The organism is Nostoc sp. (genome assembly GCF_036917815.1).
Lineage (GTDB): Bacteria > Cyanobacteriota > Cyanobacteriia > Cyanobacteriales > Nostocaceae > Nostoc.
In genome coordinates, this window is sequence record NZ_JBALEK010000004.1 from 19,887 (window position 1) to 37,155 (window position 17,269).

23 protein-coding genes and 1 pseudogene are annotated in these 17,269 nt (G+C 39.8%); 16 read left to right on the plus strand and 8 right to left on the minus strand.

Going from position 1 to position 17,269, the window contains the following annotated elements:
• The first annotated feature begins 9 nt into the window (after window positions 1-9).
• The 6 genes from V7K97_RS00910 to V7K97_RS00935 all read left to right on the plus strand — a co-directional run bounded on the left by V7K97_RS00910 (window position 10) and on the right by V7K97_RS00935 (window position 2,725).
• Window positions 10-225, plus strand: coding sequence for a CCE_0567 family metalloprotein (locus V7K97_RS00910; RefSeq protein ID WP_334798830.1), 216 nt, complete (start codon window positions 10-12; stop codon window positions 223-225).
• The gene (gene nifW / locus V7K97_RS00915; protein ID WP_334798831.1) at window positions 222-539 is read left to right on the plus strand and encodes a nitrogenase-stabilizing/protective protein NifW; all 318 of its coding nucleotides are present in this window, start codon (window positions 222-224) and stop codon (window positions 537-539) included. Before V7K97_RS00910 ends, nifW begins: the two co-directional genes overlap by 4 nt.
• Window positions 540-549: 10 nt before the next feature.
• Window positions 550-1,353 carry a HesA/MoeB/ThiF family protein gene (locus V7K97_RS00920; RefSeq protein WP_334798832.1) on the plus strand — a complete coding sequence of 268 codons (804 nt, stop codon included), beginning with the start codon at window positions 550-552 and terminating at the stop codon, window positions 1,351-1,353.
• 123 nt (window positions 1,354-1,476) lie between these two features.
• The gene (locus V7K97_RS00925; RefSeq protein ID WP_229553976.1) at window positions 1,477-1,848 is read left to right on the plus strand and encodes a HesB/IscA family protein; all 372 of its coding nucleotides are present in this window, start codon (window positions 1,477-1,479) and stop codon (window positions 1,846-1,848) included.
• Window positions 1,849-2,069: 221 nt separating this feature from the next.
• Entirely contained in the window at window positions 2,070-2,369 is a 300-nt protein-coding gene (locus tag V7K97_RS00930; RefSeq protein WP_334798833.1) for a 2Fe-2S iron-sulfur cluster-binding protein, read from the plus strand.
• A gap of 104 nt (window positions 2,370-2,473) precedes the next feature.
• Window positions 2,474-2,725, plus strand: a complete 252-nt coding sequence (locus V7K97_RS00935) for a FeoA family protein (RefSeq protein WP_334798834.1) — start codon at window positions 2,474-2,476, stop codon at window positions 2,723-2,725.
• A gap of 126 nt (window positions 2,726-2,851) precedes the next feature.
• On the opposite strand, the gene V7K97_RS00940 is transcribed toward V7K97_RS00935, so the two are convergent.
• Window positions 2,852-3,061 (minus strand): TOBE domain-containing protein, encoded by a 210-nt coding sequence (locus tag V7K97_RS00940; RefSeq protein ID WP_334798835.1) that lies wholly within the window; start codon window positions 3,059-3,061, stop codon window positions 2,852-2,854.
• 450 nt (window positions 3,062-3,511) lie between these two features.
• Between V7K97_RS00940 and V7K97_RS00945 the strand changes: the two genes are divergently transcribed.
• The 5 genes from V7K97_RS00945 to V7K97_RS00965 all read left to right on the plus strand — a co-directional run bounded on the left by V7K97_RS00945 (window position 3,512) and on the right by V7K97_RS00965 (window position 8,221).
• The gene (locus V7K97_RS00945; RefSeq protein ID WP_334798836.1) at window positions 3,512-4,393 is read left to right on the plus strand and encodes an AAA family ATPase; all 882 of its coding nucleotides are present in this window, start codon (window positions 3,512-3,514) and stop codon (window positions 4,391-4,393) included.
• Between the two features lie 212 nt (window positions 4,394-4,605).
• Window positions 4,606-5,745 (plus strand): homocitrate synthase, encoded by a 1,140-nt coding sequence (gene lysS / locus V7K97_RS00950; RefSeq protein ID WP_334798837.1) that lies wholly within the window; start codon window positions 4,606-4,608, stop codon window positions 5,743-5,745.
• A 345-nt stretch (window positions 5,746-6,090) separates the two neighbouring features.
• On the plus strand, window positions 6,091-6,579 hold the full coding sequence (locus tag V7K97_RS00955; RefSeq protein WP_334798838.1) for an ankyrin repeat domain-containing protein: 489 nt from the start codon (window positions 6,091-6,093) through the stop codon (window positions 6,577-6,579).
• Window positions 6,542-7,828, plus strand: a complete 1,287-nt coding sequence (locus V7K97_RS00960) for a SagB/ThcOx family dehydrogenase (protein ID WP_334798839.1) — start codon at window positions 6,542-6,544, stop codon at window positions 7,826-7,828. The genes V7K97_RS00955 and V7K97_RS00960 overlap by 38 nt, the downstream gene beginning before the upstream one ends.
• Window positions 7,829-7,846: 18 nt before the next feature.
• On the plus strand, window positions 7,847-8,221 hold the full coding sequence (locus V7K97_RS00965; protein WP_334798840.1) for a hypothetical protein: 375 nt from the start codon (window positions 7,847-7,849) through the stop codon (window positions 8,219-8,221).
• 54 nt (window positions 8,222-8,275) lie between these two features.
• On the opposite strand, the gene V7K97_RS00970 is transcribed toward V7K97_RS00965, so the two are convergent.
• The 3 genes and pseudogenes from V7K97_RS00970 to V7K97_RS00980 all read right to left on the minus strand — a co-directional run bounded on the left by V7K97_RS00970 (window position 8,276) and on the right by V7K97_RS00980 (window position 9,583).
• Window positions 8,276-8,746 carry a hydrogenase maturation protease gene (locus V7K97_RS00970; protein ID WP_334798841.1) on the minus strand — a complete coding sequence of 157 codons (471 nt, stop codon included), beginning with the start codon at window positions 8,744-8,746 and terminating at the stop codon, window positions 8,276-8,278.
• Window positions 8,747-8,764: 18 nt separating this feature from the next.
• Window positions 8,765-9,028: pseudogene (locus V7K97_RS00975) on the minus strand (XisI protein); the annotation flags it as partial.
• A 132-nt stretch (window positions 9,029-9,160) separates the two neighbouring features.
• Window positions 9,161-9,583 (minus strand): hypothetical protein, encoded by a 423-nt coding sequence (locus V7K97_RS00980; protein WP_114083647.1) that lies wholly within the window; start codon window positions 9,581-9,583, stop codon window positions 9,161-9,163.
• Window positions 9,584-9,750: 167 nt separating this feature from the next.
• On the opposite strand from V7K97_RS00980, the gene V7K97_RS00985 reads away from it, so the two are divergent.
• On the plus strand, window positions 9,751-10,026 hold the full coding sequence (locus V7K97_RS00985) for a hypothetical protein (protein ID WP_334798842.1): 276 nt from the start codon (window positions 9,751-9,753) through the stop codon (window positions 10,024-10,026).
• A gap of 182 nt (window positions 10,027-10,208) precedes the next feature.
• On the opposite strand, the gene V7K97_RS00990 is transcribed toward V7K97_RS00985, so the two are convergent.
• The 4 genes from V7K97_RS00990 to V7K97_RS01005 form a co-directional block, all read right to left on the minus strand.
• Complete coding sequence (locus tag V7K97_RS00990; protein WP_334798843.1) at window positions 10,209-10,622, minus strand: HNH endonuclease; 414 nt, start codon at window positions 10,620-10,622, stop codon at window positions 10,209-10,211.
• A complete protein-coding gene (locus V7K97_RS00995) occupies window positions 10,623-10,832 on the minus strand; it encodes a hypothetical protein (protein WP_100900550.1) in 210 nt (69 codons plus the stop codon).
• Window positions 10,833-10,918: 86 nt separating this feature from the next.
• The gene (locus V7K97_RS01000; RefSeq protein ID WP_334798844.1) at window positions 10,919-12,514 is read right to left on the minus strand and encodes a nickel-dependent hydrogenase large subunit; all 1,596 of its coding nucleotides are present in this window, start codon (window positions 12,512-12,514) and stop codon (window positions 10,919-10,921) included.
• Window positions 12,515-12,871: 357 nt separating this feature from the next.
• A complete protein-coding gene (locus V7K97_RS01005) occupies window positions 12,872-13,834 on the minus strand; it encodes a hydrogenase small subunit (RefSeq protein ID WP_334798845.1) in 963 nt (320 codons plus the stop codon).
• Between the two features lie 891 nt (window positions 13,835-14,725).
• Between V7K97_RS01005 and V7K97_RS01010 the strand changes: the two genes are divergently transcribed.
• From V7K97_RS01010 to V7K97_RS01025, 4 genes are all read left to right on the plus strand, one after another.
• A complete protein-coding gene (locus V7K97_RS01010; RefSeq protein ID WP_334798846.1) occupies window positions 14,726-15,694 on the plus strand; it encodes a hypothetical protein in 969 nt (322 codons plus the stop codon).
• A gap of 58 nt (window positions 15,695-15,752) precedes the next feature.
• Window positions 15,753-16,019: a hypothetical protein gene (locus V7K97_RS01015; protein WP_334798847.1), complete on the plus strand. Its 267-nt coding sequence runs from the start codon at window positions 15,753-15,755 to the stop codon at window positions 16,017-16,019.
• A gap of 8 nt (window positions 16,020-16,027) precedes the next feature.
• Window positions 16,028-16,252 (plus strand): hypothetical protein, encoded by a 225-nt coding sequence (locus V7K97_RS01020; RefSeq protein ID WP_334798848.1) that lies wholly within the window; start codon window positions 16,028-16,030, stop codon window positions 16,250-16,252.
• A 119-nt stretch (window positions 16,253-16,371) separates the two neighbouring features.
• Window positions 16,372-17,211 carry a NifU family protein gene (locus V7K97_RS01025; protein ID WP_334798849.1) on the plus strand — a complete coding sequence of 280 codons (840 nt, stop codon included), beginning with the start codon at window positions 16,372-16,374 and terminating at the stop codon, window positions 17,209-17,211.
• Window positions 17,212-17,269 lie beyond the last annotated feature (58 nt).

The window sequence follows — 17,269 nt, forward strand, 5'->3', positions numbered from 1 at the left end:
TGGCTGATTGTGCAAGCAGAAGAAACGAGCATTGAGGAACTACAAGGACAAATCAGACGGCTTAACAGCAAAGCGGGTCAAATGAAAATGGATCTGCATGATCTAGCTGAAGGCCTGCCAGCAGATTACAAACAACTTATGGATGTTGCGGCTGCAACTTATGAAATCTATCGCCAGTTAGATGAACTAAAGCAAAATCTGAAAAAATTGGAGAATGCTAAATGACTGGAACTATTGATCAATTCAAGAAGCTCGTAGATGCCGAAGAATTTTTTCAATTCTTTAATATGTCCTACGATTTAGAAGTTGTAAATGTAAATCGTTTACATATTCTGAAAAAGTTTTCTCAATACATCCACGAAATTGATGATAATTCTCCTGACTTGAGTCAAGAAGAGAAATTAAATCAATATTCTTTGGCTTTGCAAAAAGCTTATCAGGTATTTATCGAATCGACAGCTTATGAACAAAAGCTGTTCAAAGTGTTTAACGATAAGCCGAAAAATGTAGTCACACTGACAGAAATCACTTCTGATTAGGAGGTATAAATTGGTTAACCTAACGCCTACCGAATTAGAACGCTATCGTCGCCAAATGATGCTTCCGAATTTTGGCGAAACAGCACAGAAACGCCTAAAGTCAGCGACAGTTTTGGTTACAGGTGTGGGAGGATTAGGCGGTACGGCGGCGCTTTACTTAGCAGTAGCGGGCGTTGGGCGGCTAATCTTAGTCCGGGGTGGTGACTTGCGGCTAGATGATATGAATCGTCAGGTTCTCATGACTGATGATTGGGTAGGTAAGCCAAGGGTATTCAAAGCTAAAGAAACTCTGGATGCGATTAATCCTGATGTCCAAGTGGAAGCAGTTCATGATTACATCACCCCGGAAAATGTAGACTCATTAGTGCAATCTGCTGATATGGCTCTTGATTGCGCCCACAACTTTACAGAGCGCAATTTGTTAAATGAAGCCTGTGTGCGATCGCGTAAGCCAATGGTGGAAGCCGCAATGAATGGGATGGAGGCTTACCTAACGACGATTATTCCTGGTGTGACTCCTTGTTTGTCTTGTTTGTTTCCAGAGAAGCCTGATTGGGATCAGCGCGGCTTTTCAGTTATCGGCGCTGTCTCTGGGACACTAGCTTGTCTCACGGCTTTGGAAGCGATCAAGCTGATCACCGGGTTTAGTCAGCCTCTATTATCGCAATTGCTGACCATCGATCTGAATCGGATGGAATTTGCTAAACGTCGTTCTCACCGCGATCGCTCTTGTCCAGTATGCGGCAATAGTGCGCCTTGGAGACACGCGCAAGCCAATTCGATGGAACCCACAGGCATTGCACAAAATAGTTGATTTTTGTCATGAGTAGAGACGCGATTAATCGCGTCTGTACAGGAGTCATTAGTGAATAACAACTGACAAATGACAATCCACACCTGAATCAGAACAACTAATCGCTACAAATCAGGAGACTTAATGGCCGTTATTTTATCAGAAAAAGCAGAATTTCATCTGCGGGCATTTCTCAAAGGTTCAGCACCCGACGCTGAGGGCGCAACTAAAGGTGTCCGCATCTCTGTAAAAGATGGTGGTTGCAGTGGCTATGAATATGCAATCGATATCACCAGCAAACCCCAACCAGATGATTTGGTAAGTCAGCAAGGCAAAGTGCTGGTTTACGTTGATGCCAAAAGTGCGCCCTTATTAGACGGAGTTATCGTTGACTTCGTTGAGGGAGTGATGGAAAGCGGTTTTAAATTCATCAACCCCAATGCAACTGATACCTGCGGTTGTGGAAAGTCCTTTAAAACAGACGATGGTACGCCTACTGGTGTACCTTGCAGCTAACATCATTCCGTTAGCGCCAAGTCTGCTTGTATAGGCTTTCTATAGATGCGATCGCCTTGCCTTGAGGTAGCTTCTCGTTCGCTTTGCATCTCTCAACCTTAATAGAGAAACTAGCTAAAGCCTAGCTTCTCTGTAACAAGAAGGAAAGCAAATAGTAGGATATGTTGCTCAAAAACTTCAGAAATTGAACCAACTGTATAACGTTTGAGGAGAATCGGAAAATGGCTTCGTACCAAGTTAGATTAATCAACAAAAAAGAAGACCTAGACACCACAATTGAAGTTGACGAAGAGACTACCATCTTAGAAGCAGCAGAAGAAAATGGTATTGAGTTGCCCTTTTCTTGCCACGCCGGTTCCTGCTCTAGCTGTGTTGGCAAGGTTGTCGAAGGTGAAATTAATCAAGAAGATCAAAACTTTTTAGATGACGAGCAGGTTTCTAAAGGATACGCTCTACTTTGTGTAACTTATCCTCGTTCTAATTGCACAATTAAGACTCATCAAGAAGCGTATCTCGTCTAAACTATTACTTCGGTTGTTGTCTTGAGCAACCAAATAAAAAATGAAGGATGAAGGATGAAAATATACTTCCTTCTACCCTTCAAAATTCCTAATTTATCATTACAATGTTTAAACCCTTTAGTGTGACTGGCTGTTCATTAGAATTATTGAGAACGGGAGAACGAGGAATCGTCACCTTCTGTAAAAGTCACGACGAAACAATCTTGAAAAAACTGATATCAATGGAAGTAACACCAGGAACTAGTATCACTTTAAAACAACACCTTCCCTCTTTGATTATCAAAATTGTAAACACAGATTTGGCACTAGATATAGAAAGTATTGGCACTATTTATGTTCGCATTATTGATAATTAAAATTAATTAATCTTTATGTATAGCATTACTTAATCAAAAACAAGATCCCCGACTTCTTTAAAAAGTCGGGGATCTATAGCCTTGAATTCTCACAAATCAAATATGATTAGAAAATCTGCCTCTTTTTCAATCAACAGCAACTATCACATCTGATGATTTAATCACAGCATGAGCGTGCTTACCTTCTACAAGTCCTAACTTTTCTGCTGATGATTTTGTGATGATTGACACTAGCTCTACTCCTGGTGCTACTTCTAAAGTTACCTCAGTATTTACTGAACCATGCGTAACTTTTTTTACAGTACCCTTGAGAGAATTACGAGCGCTAATTTCCATATTTTTATTTGCCAAGTTGAACCATTTACACTTTAGCAAGCTAACAAATTTTAATACTAAAACTGGTTTTATTTAAGATATCTTAATAATTTTGAAATAATTCTCATTTAACTAACGGCGATACCTCTGTTTGATTGATGATCATTACAATAAGGCGTGGTCATTTGCTGCAAAACTCAGGATAAAACAATTTTTCAAAAAAATAATATCAATAGGTATTATCAAGAATATTATCATCAATTTAATATGGCGATTTTTTTATGTATAAATACCGAGGACTGGACAATATTTTTATATTTATACTAACTCAAAAATAGTTACGCCCAGCATTAGAGTAGTCTGAAAAGCCTTTTACTACAAAACTATCGCGTCATTTATTTTAAGAACGAAGAACTTTGAATATTTCTGTTAAAAGTTTATTTTATCAGGCTAAAAAAAGAGGTTTATATTGTGCAGCAGCTAGTTAATACAACAAGGCAAAATCTATTTTTTGAACACTTAAGTCCAGGTGTAGGCGTAGGATTCCCTGTTCCTAAAGACTGGTTCCCAATAAAAACTTTTCCTTTACTAATCATAGTGGGTATGACTGGGGTGGGAAAAAGTACAATCACAAAAGCTTTGGCTGAAGAAGGTTTAGATTTTACACTTTTACCTAATCGTCGTGCTTTAACCGAACGCTTAATAATTGCGCCGATGTTAAAAATGGAAGAGAAAGTCGTGCAACCACATTGCCGGATTCAACGCCTAACTTATGCTCGCCTTTATCGGGAATACTTTCCTGGTGGAATGGGTCACATTTTAGCTTCATTGCACGTCAATCCCCAAGAAGTCAATTCCATATTAGTTTTTGATAGTTTGCGTGGTGTAAATGAGGTTTGCTATGCAGCTAAAGCGTTAGAAAATGCTAAATTTGTAATGTTGACTGCACCAAACATGGTGCGTTTAGAAAGGCTTTTAAAACGTCATGATCCTTTTGATCAGATTGCTAATCAAAATTTAGAAGATAATAGGCAAATTTTCCCAGAAGCACTGACGAATTTTGCTAGTTTGGGCATACCAGAGGCTTCTAACTATTTTACTCCTAGAGAAGAACAAGAAATCTTAGAACTTGTAAACAAACGAGTTGTTACAGATGTAGAATTGCGGGATAAACTAAAAATATTTGTGGAAGAGAGTCAGAACTATGATTCGGTTGCCACGAAACAGATTTTAGAAGCGATGGATACAAGCGATCGCTCTCTTATAATTGATGCTATAGCCAGTCCCCAAGAATCAGCCAAAGTCATTATTTCTCGATTATGCAAATCTGTTGATATAAAAACTAACAAGTAAGCATTATTGTCAACTATAGCACTCCTATTTTATTTTTGAAATACACGTAGGGTATGAAAGCTTCAAATAGTGCATTAGACGTAGGTTGGGTGGAGCGGAGCGCAACCCAACATATATTAGGATATTGGGTTACGCAAAGCCTCCACCCAACCTACAATTTTTTTACTAATAAGTAAACATTATCGTCAACTATTAATACAAAGGAGCAGTCAATGTCGCTATCTAAATTTGCAATTGTAGAAAGCACTCTCCGTGAAGGTGAACAATTCGTCAAAGCCAATTTTTCTTTAGATGATAAACTCGAAATTGCTGAGGCACTTGCTGCATTTGGAGTAGAATATATAGAATTAACGTCACCAATTGCTTCACCACAATCTAGACGGGATTGTGAACGATTGGCTCGGTTAAGTTTGCCATCCAAAATATTAACTCACATTCGCTGTCACTTAGAAGATGCTAAAGTTGCCTTAGCGACAGGCGTAGCTGGAATTAATTTAACTATCGGTAGTTCTTCTTTGATGCGTCAGTTCAGTCATGGTAAAAATATTAATCAAATTATTGATTTAGCATCTGAAGTTTTAACTTTTATTCATCAGCAAGCTCCCGATATTGAGTTACGGTTTTCTGCTGAGGATTCGTCACGCACTTCCATAGAAGATTTAATCACAATTTACTCGGAGATTGAAAAATTAGGAGTTGTCAACCGCATAGGAATTGCCGATACAGTAGGAATTAGTACCCCGATGCAAGTATTTGAATTAGTAAAGACTTTGCGCCAGTTTACCAATTTAGATATTGAGTTTCACGGACATAATGATACAGAATGTGCAAATGCTAACAGCTATACAGCATTGGAAGCGGGAGCAACTCATATTGACACTTCTGTTCTGGGAATTGGTGAACGCAATGGTATTACCTCACTAGCTGGATTCATCGCTAGGCTATATGCTACCAATCCAGAGCAAATTAAATCTAAATATCGGTTGGAACAACTGGCTTACTTGCATGAATTAGTGGCCAGAAAAGTTGGAATTTCTATTCCTTTTAATCACTGTATTTTTGGAGAGAGTGCTTTTAGTCATAAAGCTGGTATTCATACTAAGGCTATGCTCAATAACTCTGAGACTTATGAAGCTATTAATCCCCGGAGTTTTGGTGTAACTCGCTCAATTTTAATCAATCATAAATTGGCTGGGAAACAGGCGGTGAATCACCGGGCTAATGAATTAGGACTTTCTTTTAATTTGTCTCAACTTAAAGATATTACCCATAATTTGAAAACTTTAGCTGATAAACAAAGTCTTACCATCGAAGATGTAGACAACATCTTATATTCTTATCATTGCCAGTAAATTTAGAAATATATACACTTACTGTCCAAGTACAGATCCCCGACTTCTTGAAGAAGCTGGGGATCTAAATCCACCTTTATAACATATCTCCTATTAATTTATTTTATGAAATAAAACTGTAATAATTACTGCTGTTCCATTATTTCTCAAGCTTTTTTAATTAAAATATCTAGCTATCTTTATAAATGATTCAGAATTTAAACTTATAAAGTTGATAGCATATATGTAAGTTAAAAGAATTTACATAACATTTCTCCAATAATGTTGGGCATTGCTCACCATTCTATTTGCCAAGCAAATTTATATTAGGAACCTGTCACAAATAAAGTCAGCTAAGGAATAGTTATGAATCGAACCAACAGTCAAAATTTGAGTGAAGCAACAACCCAATGGCTAATAACAAAAGGCTATAATCCTAGCGATTTAAATCAGCCAGGTGAAAATGGCGATACGGCTTTGATGAAAGCGACAAGAGAAGGAGTTTATGCAGTCGTCAAAGAACTAATTGATGCAGGTGTGGATATCAATGCTCGAAATAGCGATCGCAACAATGCTTTGTGGTTTGCTTGTTTTGGTAATCACTACGATTTAATTAATTTACTGCTGGCTCACAACATTGACATTAACAACCAAAATGATAACGGTGCAACTGTTTTAATGTACGCAGCATCAGCCGGAAAAACAGAAGTTGTCAAGTTACTTTTACAACATCATCCTAATTTATATTTAAAAAACTTAGACGATTATAAAGCAATAGATTTTGCTAGCAATGTAGAAGTTTTAAGGATAATTAAAAATGCCATCAAGTCAGATGTCGGGCAAAGCTTATCATGACGCTACCAAGCATTCTTACTTATCGGTACAAATTGATCCAAATTATGTAGATGCTTCAACACAGCCATCTCCATTTAAAGTTTATCCCAAATTTTATCGGAGAGTGAAATTAAATCTCAATAATCCTGTTCATTCTTTTATCTCATTAACTAGTACGATAACACTAGAAAAAGTATACAAAGATGGCCCTTATAAATTACGGGTTAATCCATCAGCAGGCGCTCTGTATCCTACGGAAGTTTACGTACAGGTTCGTGGGATTGAGGGAATAGTCGATGGTATATATCATCTAGAAGTTGAGAATAATTGTCTAACTCTCATCTATGAATTAATTGATGATGGGTTAGAGAGTTATATTATACCGGGTAAATGTATCAACGGATTCATCTTTTTAATTAGTTGTGTTTATTATAGGTCTAGCTGGAAATATCAAAATAGAAGCATAAGATATTGCTTTTTAGATAGCGGACACCATTTAGGTGCAGTTGCTGCTTCAGCTTTTCTCCACAACCGAGATATACAACTAGTTTTTGACTTTGATAAACTTGCGCTCAATTCAGATTTGGGTTTTGAGAATAAGGAGTTTATTACTGGTTGTGCGGTGTCAGGAGAAGTAGAAGACAAGAAAATCAGACGTTTAAGGCTAAAAGTTCCTTTTGTCTGTGGTACAGATTATTTTGAATCTAATAAATTTATTGAAGATACTTATCAAGCAACTACTCTACAAAAGAGTCGCCCGCAGAAATTAGAGTATCCTCAATTTGATTTTGATCGGGATAAATTTTATCAAACTGTTTGGGATAGACGTTCTATTAGACGTTTCCGGAAAGAGTCTATTTCTCAAGAAGATTATTTATATGTAGTGCAACAACTTCAGCAGTCAATACCGACAGAAAATTATGAGGAAATAGAAATTTACTCCGTGGTGCATCGGGTAGATGGAATGACACCTGGGTTATATAAAGGTACGCATCTGGTTAAAACAGGTAATTTTAGCGAAAAGACGGGTTACTTATGTATTAATCAAGCTATTGCTAGAGATGGCGCTGTAACTTTATTTTTTGTGTCAGATTATTTAAATTATCAAACTGCTATGCAAATAGCTGGTTTTCTTGGACAGAGACTTTATTTAACTAGTAATTATTTGGGGATTCAGTGTAGTGGAATTGGTGCTTATTATGATGAAGAAACCCAAGAATTATTAGAAACGAATAAAGATGTACTTTACGGAATGGTGATTGGAAGATAAACAGGAAGCTAAAGAGAGATGGCTAGAAATATGTATTACTTTAATGGTGATGACTCACATCCTATGCAACCGACATCTGCGGATATTATACTGCGGCAACAACTAGAGTATTCTATTAGCAGATACTTTTATGACGCTTGCGATCGCACCATTCAAAATCTTCTGTCTGATTGTCGGTGGTATGTCACAACCCACGCCAATGCTCTGACATTGGTAATTGAATGTCCCGATCAAGTTACTAATTGGCGTATTTTACAAAAAATTGTGCCAATGGGGACATTACTCTACGGAATTGTTAGCAGTGCTAAAATCCGTGTTTGTCCGCCAGAGAGTCAAGGTGTACCTTTTGAAATGAGGGTAGATGAACTTTCTGTTTATCGGGATTGGGCATAAGACAAGAGAGACGCGATTAATCGCGTCTGTACAAGAGTTAGGAGTTTCAAATTTCTACTCATTATTTTGGCTGATAAGTGCAGCTACCTCTTCAAAAACTAAATCAGCAGAATGTTTGATAGCAGGACTTAACTCTAGTCCAAAACCAAGATTTGCCGCTTCAATTAAATAAACTGTGACATCTTCGGGAAAGTCATTTTGAAAGATTTTCCGTCCGGCGGCTAAAGCATTATCCCAACGAAAATCGTGCAAGTTATAACTAGGTTCTGGCAAAGCTTCGAGTTCTTTTCCTGGAACTTTAAACACAGCACCCGCTTCAGAACCAGTTGAACTTGCATCAATAATTACTAATTGTTTACTACCTCTAGCTTGAAACATTACTTCCATCCCTGCGGTGCCACAGTCATATACTCGCACATGAGGATGAGGGTTTTCAGCTAGATATTTTTGTAAGCGTTGGGCGATGATTACGCCTACTGCGTCGTCATTGCGATTGAGATTTCCACAACCAATAATAGTGAGCATGGGATGAGATTTAATTATTTAAGCAGTTGCAAATTCAGTCAAAGCGCGTAGTTTACCGCCGTAGGCATCGCTTGGAGGATGAAAAGCTAACACAATATCACTTTTGGGAACCCCTGCGTTTAATAATTCGGTGGCAATACCTTCTTCAGTCCAGTCTTCTTCGATCCAAATTTTGTGATTTTTAATCCGAATATGTACAGTAATACCTTTAATTCGGCGATTTTTTTGCCAGCCAATCTGAAACCATAGATATTGATCGCGTTCATCATCGAGTGCTAAAAGGAGCAGAGGAGCAGGGGAGAGATTTGTAGAAGTTCTTTCCCCTCTGCCCCTCTGCCCCTCTGCATTTCAAGCTTGTGAGAAATGCGGGATATGACAGACAAAGCCTCTGAAAATTAATTTATCAGTAAGAAACTATAAATCTACACCATGTTTCTTGGCAACTTCAGTCAGTTTCTCATACTGATGTTGTGATGCTTGAGTTAATATCTCTTCAGCCTGTTCTTTAGTACTTCCCTCTTTCGGAATTAAATACTTGACATAAAGAGATACAAAATCGGCTGCGATCGCTAAACCGGATAAAGCGTGTTTGTCAGCTTCCTTACCAGCGATCGCAGCTACCAAACCAGCTTTAATTGGGTCTGGTTTAACTTTCATAAACTGCTCGACAAGTTTAGGAACGTAGTCTTCTGGTGGCAGATTATCTAACTTACTTCTATCGGGAGTAAAGTTACATTCTGCGGCTTGAGCCTGCTCTAAAACACACCATTCTATGTATTCTTGCAATGCTGCATCGGGAACGCGAGGGAGATAATTATGTAGCGCTAAATCAGACACAAGCTTACCGTGTAAATTGCTGTTTTATGCAAATGCATTAACGCAAGCCTAACGCACTGTTTCTATAAGTTTTAGTGTGTTACGCTACGACTTTTGAATATAATTCATTGGGAATAGTCCATTGGTTATCACGACATTTTTGCCAAATTAAAAGAGTTGGTGGAGCGATGTCTCCGACGGGCTACGCCTACGCATTTTGGTATGGGAGCATCTCACCTTTGCAAAAATACCAGGCGATTAGAAATCGCGGCTACACAAACCAAGTCCGCCTACGCGGACTCAAAGAATTTGAAACCCAGGTCGGTGGGTTTTGTCTGTATAGCCGCCTTCGCCCTTGGCGTACCGGAGGCATCATTCCATTCGCCAGGGCAAGGTGTGTTTTTACACTCATTGAGATGCTTGTCTATTTGTGTAGACAAAGGCACACTATAAGAAAGGTATAAGATTAAACTAAGTCTGTAAACTAAGTTTAGTCTGGTTGTCATAGTGGTGCAAGGGCGATGTCTACGACGGACTACGCCTACGCTCAGTTAGATGAGCGATCCAGTAAGCTGTAAGTAAGCGTTGTCCAATGCGATCGCTGAAATAACAAATGCGAACGCCTCCGACACGCTACGCGATCTGACTAACTTGGTGGATGACGGTCTAGGAGTTCTTCTTCTGCTCGAATCGCCAGCATAATCGCACGATTCATGTTGAGTGCATTAATGGTTGCTCGTCCTGTGGCTGTTAATCCGACAATTTCTACACCATTCCACTGAAAGTGTTCTTTCCATACTTGTTGGCGAGGGTTGAAGATTAGTACTTTTTCTCGTGTTTCTGGATCTTCAACCATTTGTCGGGCAGCCTTTCGTAATGAACAGGACACGCAAGCAAGTGCCAAATTATTTGCTGTTGTTGTACCACCTGCTACCACAGGAGTGATGTGATCAATATGAAATGTAGCTGCTTGACTAGCTTGAGATAAACTGCAATATTCACAGCGATCGCCTGCTCTTTGGATGACCAATCGACGTAAAGCAACTGAAATCGTTACCATTTATCCCTGCTGCATTACACGCTTTGAACGTAAATGCAGCAGAGATAAAAATTCTGCCAACTCAACCAACCCTTCTGCTTCTCGTCGTTCTTCTTGAGTAAGTGCCTCGCCTACATCTTGGCGATCTAGTAAAAATTGCAGACGCTCTTGGACAGCTTCAGGAAGTTGAAAGTGAGTCAGTTCAACAGGTATCTGAATAATTTCAACCATACAAAGTATGTCTAGTAAAATTGCAACCACTTGTAGAGCCAGTGTAACTCAATGTGGGTTATGCTAGACAATCTGATAATTGAGAATTAAGCAGTCCGAAAACGTGCCAACTCTTCACCAGTCTTAGCATCATGGGCGTGAACTGTACACACCAAACATGAATCAAACGATCGCGCCACATGACCAACTTCCACCGGATCGCTAGAATCGTAAATGGGTGTGCCAATTAAAGCTTCTTCAATAGGTCCACGGATTCCTTCACCGTCACGAGGACCAATATTCCAAGTACCTGGGGCAATGACTTGGTAATTCTTAATCTTACCGCCCTCTACTTCTACCCAGTGACACAAAGAACCCCGCGCCGCTTCTGTTGCACCCCAGCCGCGTCCATCTTTTTCTTTGGGTTTGATATACCAAGGGTCGTTTAATTTGAATTCGCGTAAACAGTGTTCAGCTTGACGATATAACTTGACAAGTTCGTGAACTCGTGCTAACTGCCGCACATGAATACTAGCGCCACCCATTTGTTTGAAGACATCGAGGATGAAGGGGTCGTAGTGTTGCCAAGATTCGCCATGCTTACCACCGGCTACTAATTGACGGGCTAAGGGGCCAGCTTCCAAACGTCCGAAGTCTTTGTGAAGGACTGCACTCGACCAAGAGTAGGCGTTATCAAAGTCTTTGGTATTAATTGCAGTGGGTTTAGTGGTGCGATCGCTAGGGTGAATATTTTCTGTCCCTTCATCGTACCAAGAGTGAGTTGTATTCTCGCGGGTAAATGACTGATCCATTAAAACGTGAGTGTCTGCGAAGCTGTCATACACTCCACTTTTCATGATCATTGCCGCATTTCGCCCTTCAATAGTCGGCTTTTGGTATTTATCTTCATGGGCTAAATATCCCCAAGTGACATATTTACCAACACCAGCGCCATATCTATCTAAACCGATATCTAAACCCATGCGCCAATAAAAACCTAAGTCGGAATCTCGATGATTTCGGTCTTCATCTAACCAATTTCTAAAATCATCATAAGTTTGGATTTGTTCGTAGCGTTCTAAAGAACAACCTAACCACACTGGTTCTAACCAATTGGTGCGGAAATATTCGAGAAGCGCCCAAGCGCGGGTAATGTCTGTTAGTGTTGGGGCGCACATCACGCCACCAGGCACCATATAACTGCTGTGCGGCCATTGTCCACCCAATAGTGCATAAATTTCTACAGGTTTAGCGGAAATTGTTATGCCTAGTTCATAAGATTTGCCTGTGAAAGCAGCAAAGCGTCTCACAGCTTCTTCATAAAAGCGACTATGGCGGTATTTTTTATTGGTTAAATCAATGGCAAAGAGTCCATAAAAATAGCGGGGGATACTTTGAATTGTTTCGACAATTTGACCGAGATTTCTAGCTAAAATTGCATTGCGAGGAACTTCTGTTTCCCAGGCTGTATCTAATGCCCAAGATGCACAAGTTAGGTGAGAACCGCCGCAAATACCGCAAATTCGAGGCGTGACAATTAATCCCGCTTGGGGGTCTTTACCGCGTAAGATAACTTCAAAACCGCGAAATAATTCGGCGTGTGTCCAAGCGTTGACTACCCGCCCATTTTCAATATCGACTCGGACATCTAAATCCCCTTCAACTCTACCAACGGGCGATATATCTAATGATTGAATTGTCATTTGTTATTTGTCCTTTGTCATTGGTCATTTGTCATTCGTCATTCGTCATTCGTCATTCGTCATTCGTCATTGGTAATTATTCACTCGCCTCCCTGTAAAATGGTCTAAATCCTTGATTTATTGTTGAGGTGAGTGTGAAACGGTTATAGTCTAATACGCTTGGGTTAAGGGCTACTGGCAACAATTTTGGGTTTTCAAGACGCGATAAATCGCCGTCTCTACAAGTGTTTTGTTGCTCATTCTGAACTGTATTGGGTTATAGTCATTGGTCAAATCACAAAGGACAAATGACTAATGCCCCATACTTCTCTTCTTAGGCTGCGCCAACGACTGCGCTCAGTACAAGTGCCCAATGCCCTAAACTGTAAAAAAGTCTTCTTCTGCCCAAGGTGGTGCTGCATCTTTAGCCACCATTGTGAGTAAGGCGTAGTCTTTTTTGTTCACCCCTGGCGGTAATTCTTTGGGAACTCCCATTACTGTTTGGGTTTTAAATACGGTTCCTGGTTTGAGGTCAAAGAAGGGAAATTCTGGTTCTGTGCAACCGAGACAAGGCATTCCAGCGCGGGTTTTAGAAGAGACGCGGTTCCATAAAATGCGGTTGCAGGAGGAATGAGTCATGGGACCGCGACAACCCAAGTCATAAAATAAGCAACCTTTGCGCTGACCAAATTCGGCGGTTGATGCTTTGTAGGCAAAGTGGACGTTGCGGGTACAACCTGTTTGCGTATAGGTGTTGAAGAAGGTTTGGGGGCGATTTAGTTCATCAAAAGCAATGTCTGCTATGCGTCCAGTGGCGATCGCTACTAATATCTGCGTAATCCAATCAGGATGGGCGGGACATCCGGGAATATTAATTACAGGTAATCCGGCTTGCGATACAAAATCTTTCCCTAAAAAGCCGCCTTCTTGACGTTTGAGAAATTGCAAACCTTCCGATTCGCTGGGGTTTGGTGACATAGCGGGAATTCCTCCCCATGTGGCACAATCTCCCACGGCTACGATAAATTTAGCAACTTTAGCGAGGTCTGCTAACCAATCTTTCATGGCGCGATCGGCAAACCGATTCCATTCGCCGGTGCCGTTGGGGGCGTTAACAACACTGCCTTCAAATACCAAGATATCTAAAGGAATTGTGCCAGAAATGCAATCCCGCAGTAGTTTTTGCAAGTTATTGCCCAGTTCCAATCCCAAAGATGGATGCCAAAGTAACTTGATGCCAAAATCGGCAATCAAATCACAAACTGTCGGTTCTTCGGCGTTGAGAAATGACATGGTGTTGCCTGAACAAGCACCACCTTGTAGCCATAGTACGTTAGTCATCGGCTATGCGTTTTTCTATTGTTTCCCATGCATGATGTAGGTGATAATGCTTGTAAAGTCTCACCTGGTTATCAATATTTATCTTTCAATCCTAAGATATTTTTTTATTTAATTCTCGTTCATTAAAAAAGAATTAATCATTAACAATAGCTAAAAGTTTGACGAGATTATTTTAAATTAGTATGTTTGTTATACTCGTAACAGACTTAACAAATAAAAAACAGTAAAAACAAAATTATTATTTTTTACTTACTGACGTTAAATAACCTAGGATACTGAATTCGTTACTGCTAAAACCCTGTAATCATTACTGCTAGCTGTTAATTAGTGCGAAGTATAAGTATTTTAAGCAGTCAGATTTTAATGCAATAACCGAGTCAAATTCAGCAAAATATTCGGGTGCGAGACTTTGCACCCCGTCAGCTATATATCAGTTTTTTTAAGATTTTGGTTGTGCAGCTTGCCTAACAAGTTGTTCATCCAAACCTAACAAGGGAATTTTTTTACAGTTAATGAATATATTTTACACTTCGATGATCCGTGGCGACTATTTAGAATAGACTAAATATATGTATGTCAACAATTCAATAAATAATATTCAAATTGTATACGGTAATGATACAAAAAACATTTTTAAAATATTAGGTGTTTAAAGCTGACATTAATATTAGCAATTTCCCCCTAGAATTTTAGAAATAGGGTGTTTTATATTTTAGAGATTGGGTATTTGGAAAACTTTTCCCCAGTCCCCAGTTTCAAAAAAGGGGAATTCCGCCTAAAGGACTCGAAGCCTGCGTAAATCAGTATGGCCCGTGATGAGATGCGATCGCGTGTTTCGATCATTCATGGGTGTTGGACTCAATTCCTAATTGGCTAGAGTACGGCAGAGTTATGACCCCCAGCATTACAGATTCAGTAGTGAAAGCTGCGTTAGCAGCTGTTGCATCGGAGTCAGCCACAGCAGAAGAAAAAATTCAGATGCTGATTGAGATAGCACAGGGTTTTCAAAAAAAGCCCAAAACTGCCCAAGATTTGCGGAATGCAGTTGGGTTATATTACCGGGCTGATGAAATGTGTGGTGAGGAGTATCCCCTGCTGAAAGCCAGGGCACAAGTAGGCATGGCAGGGACGTTACAGGCAATTCCCGATGCTGAGTACCAACTGCTGCTGCAAGCAAAAGTGGGTTATGAAGAGGCGTTGCCAATTTTACAGCAATTAGCAACGCCTGAGGAAGTAGCAGAAACGCAGATGAATTTTGGGCTGGTGTTGCAGTCCCTTGTACCATTTAATTTGGCGCGGATAACCGACAGCATCCAGGCTTATCATGAGGCTTTGCGGGTGTTTAGCTGGGAGGATTACCCCCAAGAATACGCGATTTTATATAACAATATTGCGATCGCTTACCTTTCTATGCCCCTAGCATCGGAACGGGAATACTTGCGTCAAGGGTTAGCAGTGCAGTCATTTGAGGTGGCGCTGAAGCATATTAACCTGATTGATCATCCCAGAGAATATGCGATGTTGCAAAACAACTTAGGTAACGCTTTGCAATATTTAGTCAGTTCCCATCCTGTGGAAAATAACTTGCGTGCGATCGTCGCTTATGATGAAGCGCTAAAAGTTCGCAATCTCAAAGACACACCACTAGAGTACGCTAACACAATTTCAAACAAAGCCAACGCCTTATTTAATTTACCCGACGACTCAGAAAAACCAGAAGCTGGTAATCCTAAAAATCTCTCCCAAGCACGTAGCTACTATCAACAAGCTTTAGAAATATTTACCCAACATGAACAAATTGGACAAGCAGAGATAGTAGCCAAAGCCTTACAAGATATTGAAGTAGAAATCGGAAATTGAGCATTAATTATTCTTTCTCATCTCCCCACTCCCCTCATTATAAGCAGAACAAAACAGCATGATAGATATTTTAACAACCCCTGCTGTGAGAGATTTTCTCACAAGTTTAGCAGATGGTGACTTGAACATAGCAACAGGATTAGTGTGGATAGTGATAGCAACAGCCTTATCTATGGTTGGCGGTGCCATTGGTGGAATAGTGTTAGCTGGAAAAGATATAGGCTATGGTTTCTCAGCAATGCTTGGTGCATTATTTGCTCCGGTTGGCGTAATTCCTGCCATCCTATTAGGGCTTGCCATACTAAATCTTTTGACGAATTATTAGGAGGAAATATGTTAGAAATTGGTTGGTTTTCTGCTAAGTTATTTTTAAAAGGAAAGTTGCTGCGCGACCCCATGCATTTTGTCAAGCAAACTGCTATTGCTACTGTTGTAGGTTCTTTGCTGCTAGTGTTACTCGCACAAGCCAACATTCCTTTCTACTTACCAATAACATTATCTAGCTTAGTGGCAGGGATGATTATGCCATTTCTCCTGAAAGATTTCAAAATGAAGTAATTTGTCATTTTTCTCAAGCTAATGACTAATGCCCGATGCCTCATAGCCAATTTTGGATTTGCAATTTTATATTGTTCAATCCAAAATCCAGAACCCAAAATCTAAAATTCTTCTAACCAATGCCCAATCTTGAAGAATTAGTTCAGGAAATTAACCGTTTTGAGGCAATTATATCCGAGTGGGATGAAAGCCAACGGTGTGTAGCAGTAGGTCTAAAAAGAGCAATTGAAGCTTTGCATAAAGCAGCATTGACTAGTTTAATTAAAAGCCTCAAGCAAGAATCAATGTCAGCCTTGCGTCATGCTGTTACTGATGAAGTAGTATACGCAGTACTGCTTTATCACGAACTAGTAAAACCACCAAAACCACCATTAGCAGAGCGAATTCAAACAGCCCTTGAAGAAGTTCGCCCTGGCTTAAAAAGCCATAATGGGGATGTAGAACTAGTATCAATTAAGCCGCCAGATACAGTAGAAGTTAGATTAATAGGAACTTGTAGCAATTGTCCGGCTTCTACTTTGACTTTATCTCAGGGAGTAGAACAGGCAATCAAAAACCATTGTCCCGAAATTAGCAAAGTAGTTGCGTTCAATAACAAACCTACTGTTAACAACGTAAATTCCGGTTTAACCAGTCCATTTTCTTCAAAAATAACTTCTACATGGATCAAAGTAGCGACTATTGAGCAAGTTCCTGAATTTGGTGTATTGGCAGTACAACTTGCTGGTAATTCGCTAATTTTACATCGTCAAGGTACTACAGTAATATGTTACCGTAATGCTTGCGCTCATTTAGGGTCTGCCTTAGAAAAGGGTAAGGTTGAAAATGGTATTATTACCTGTCCTTCCCACGGATTTCAGTACAAATTAGAGACAGGTGAATGTTTAACTGCACCTGATGTCCCTTTGCAGTCATATCCAGTAAGGATTAAGGGTGATAATGTTTTTGTTCAAATGTAAAACCTAGTGCGATCGCACCATGTTAATAAGGTTATTATATTCTCAATAGAGTTGAAAA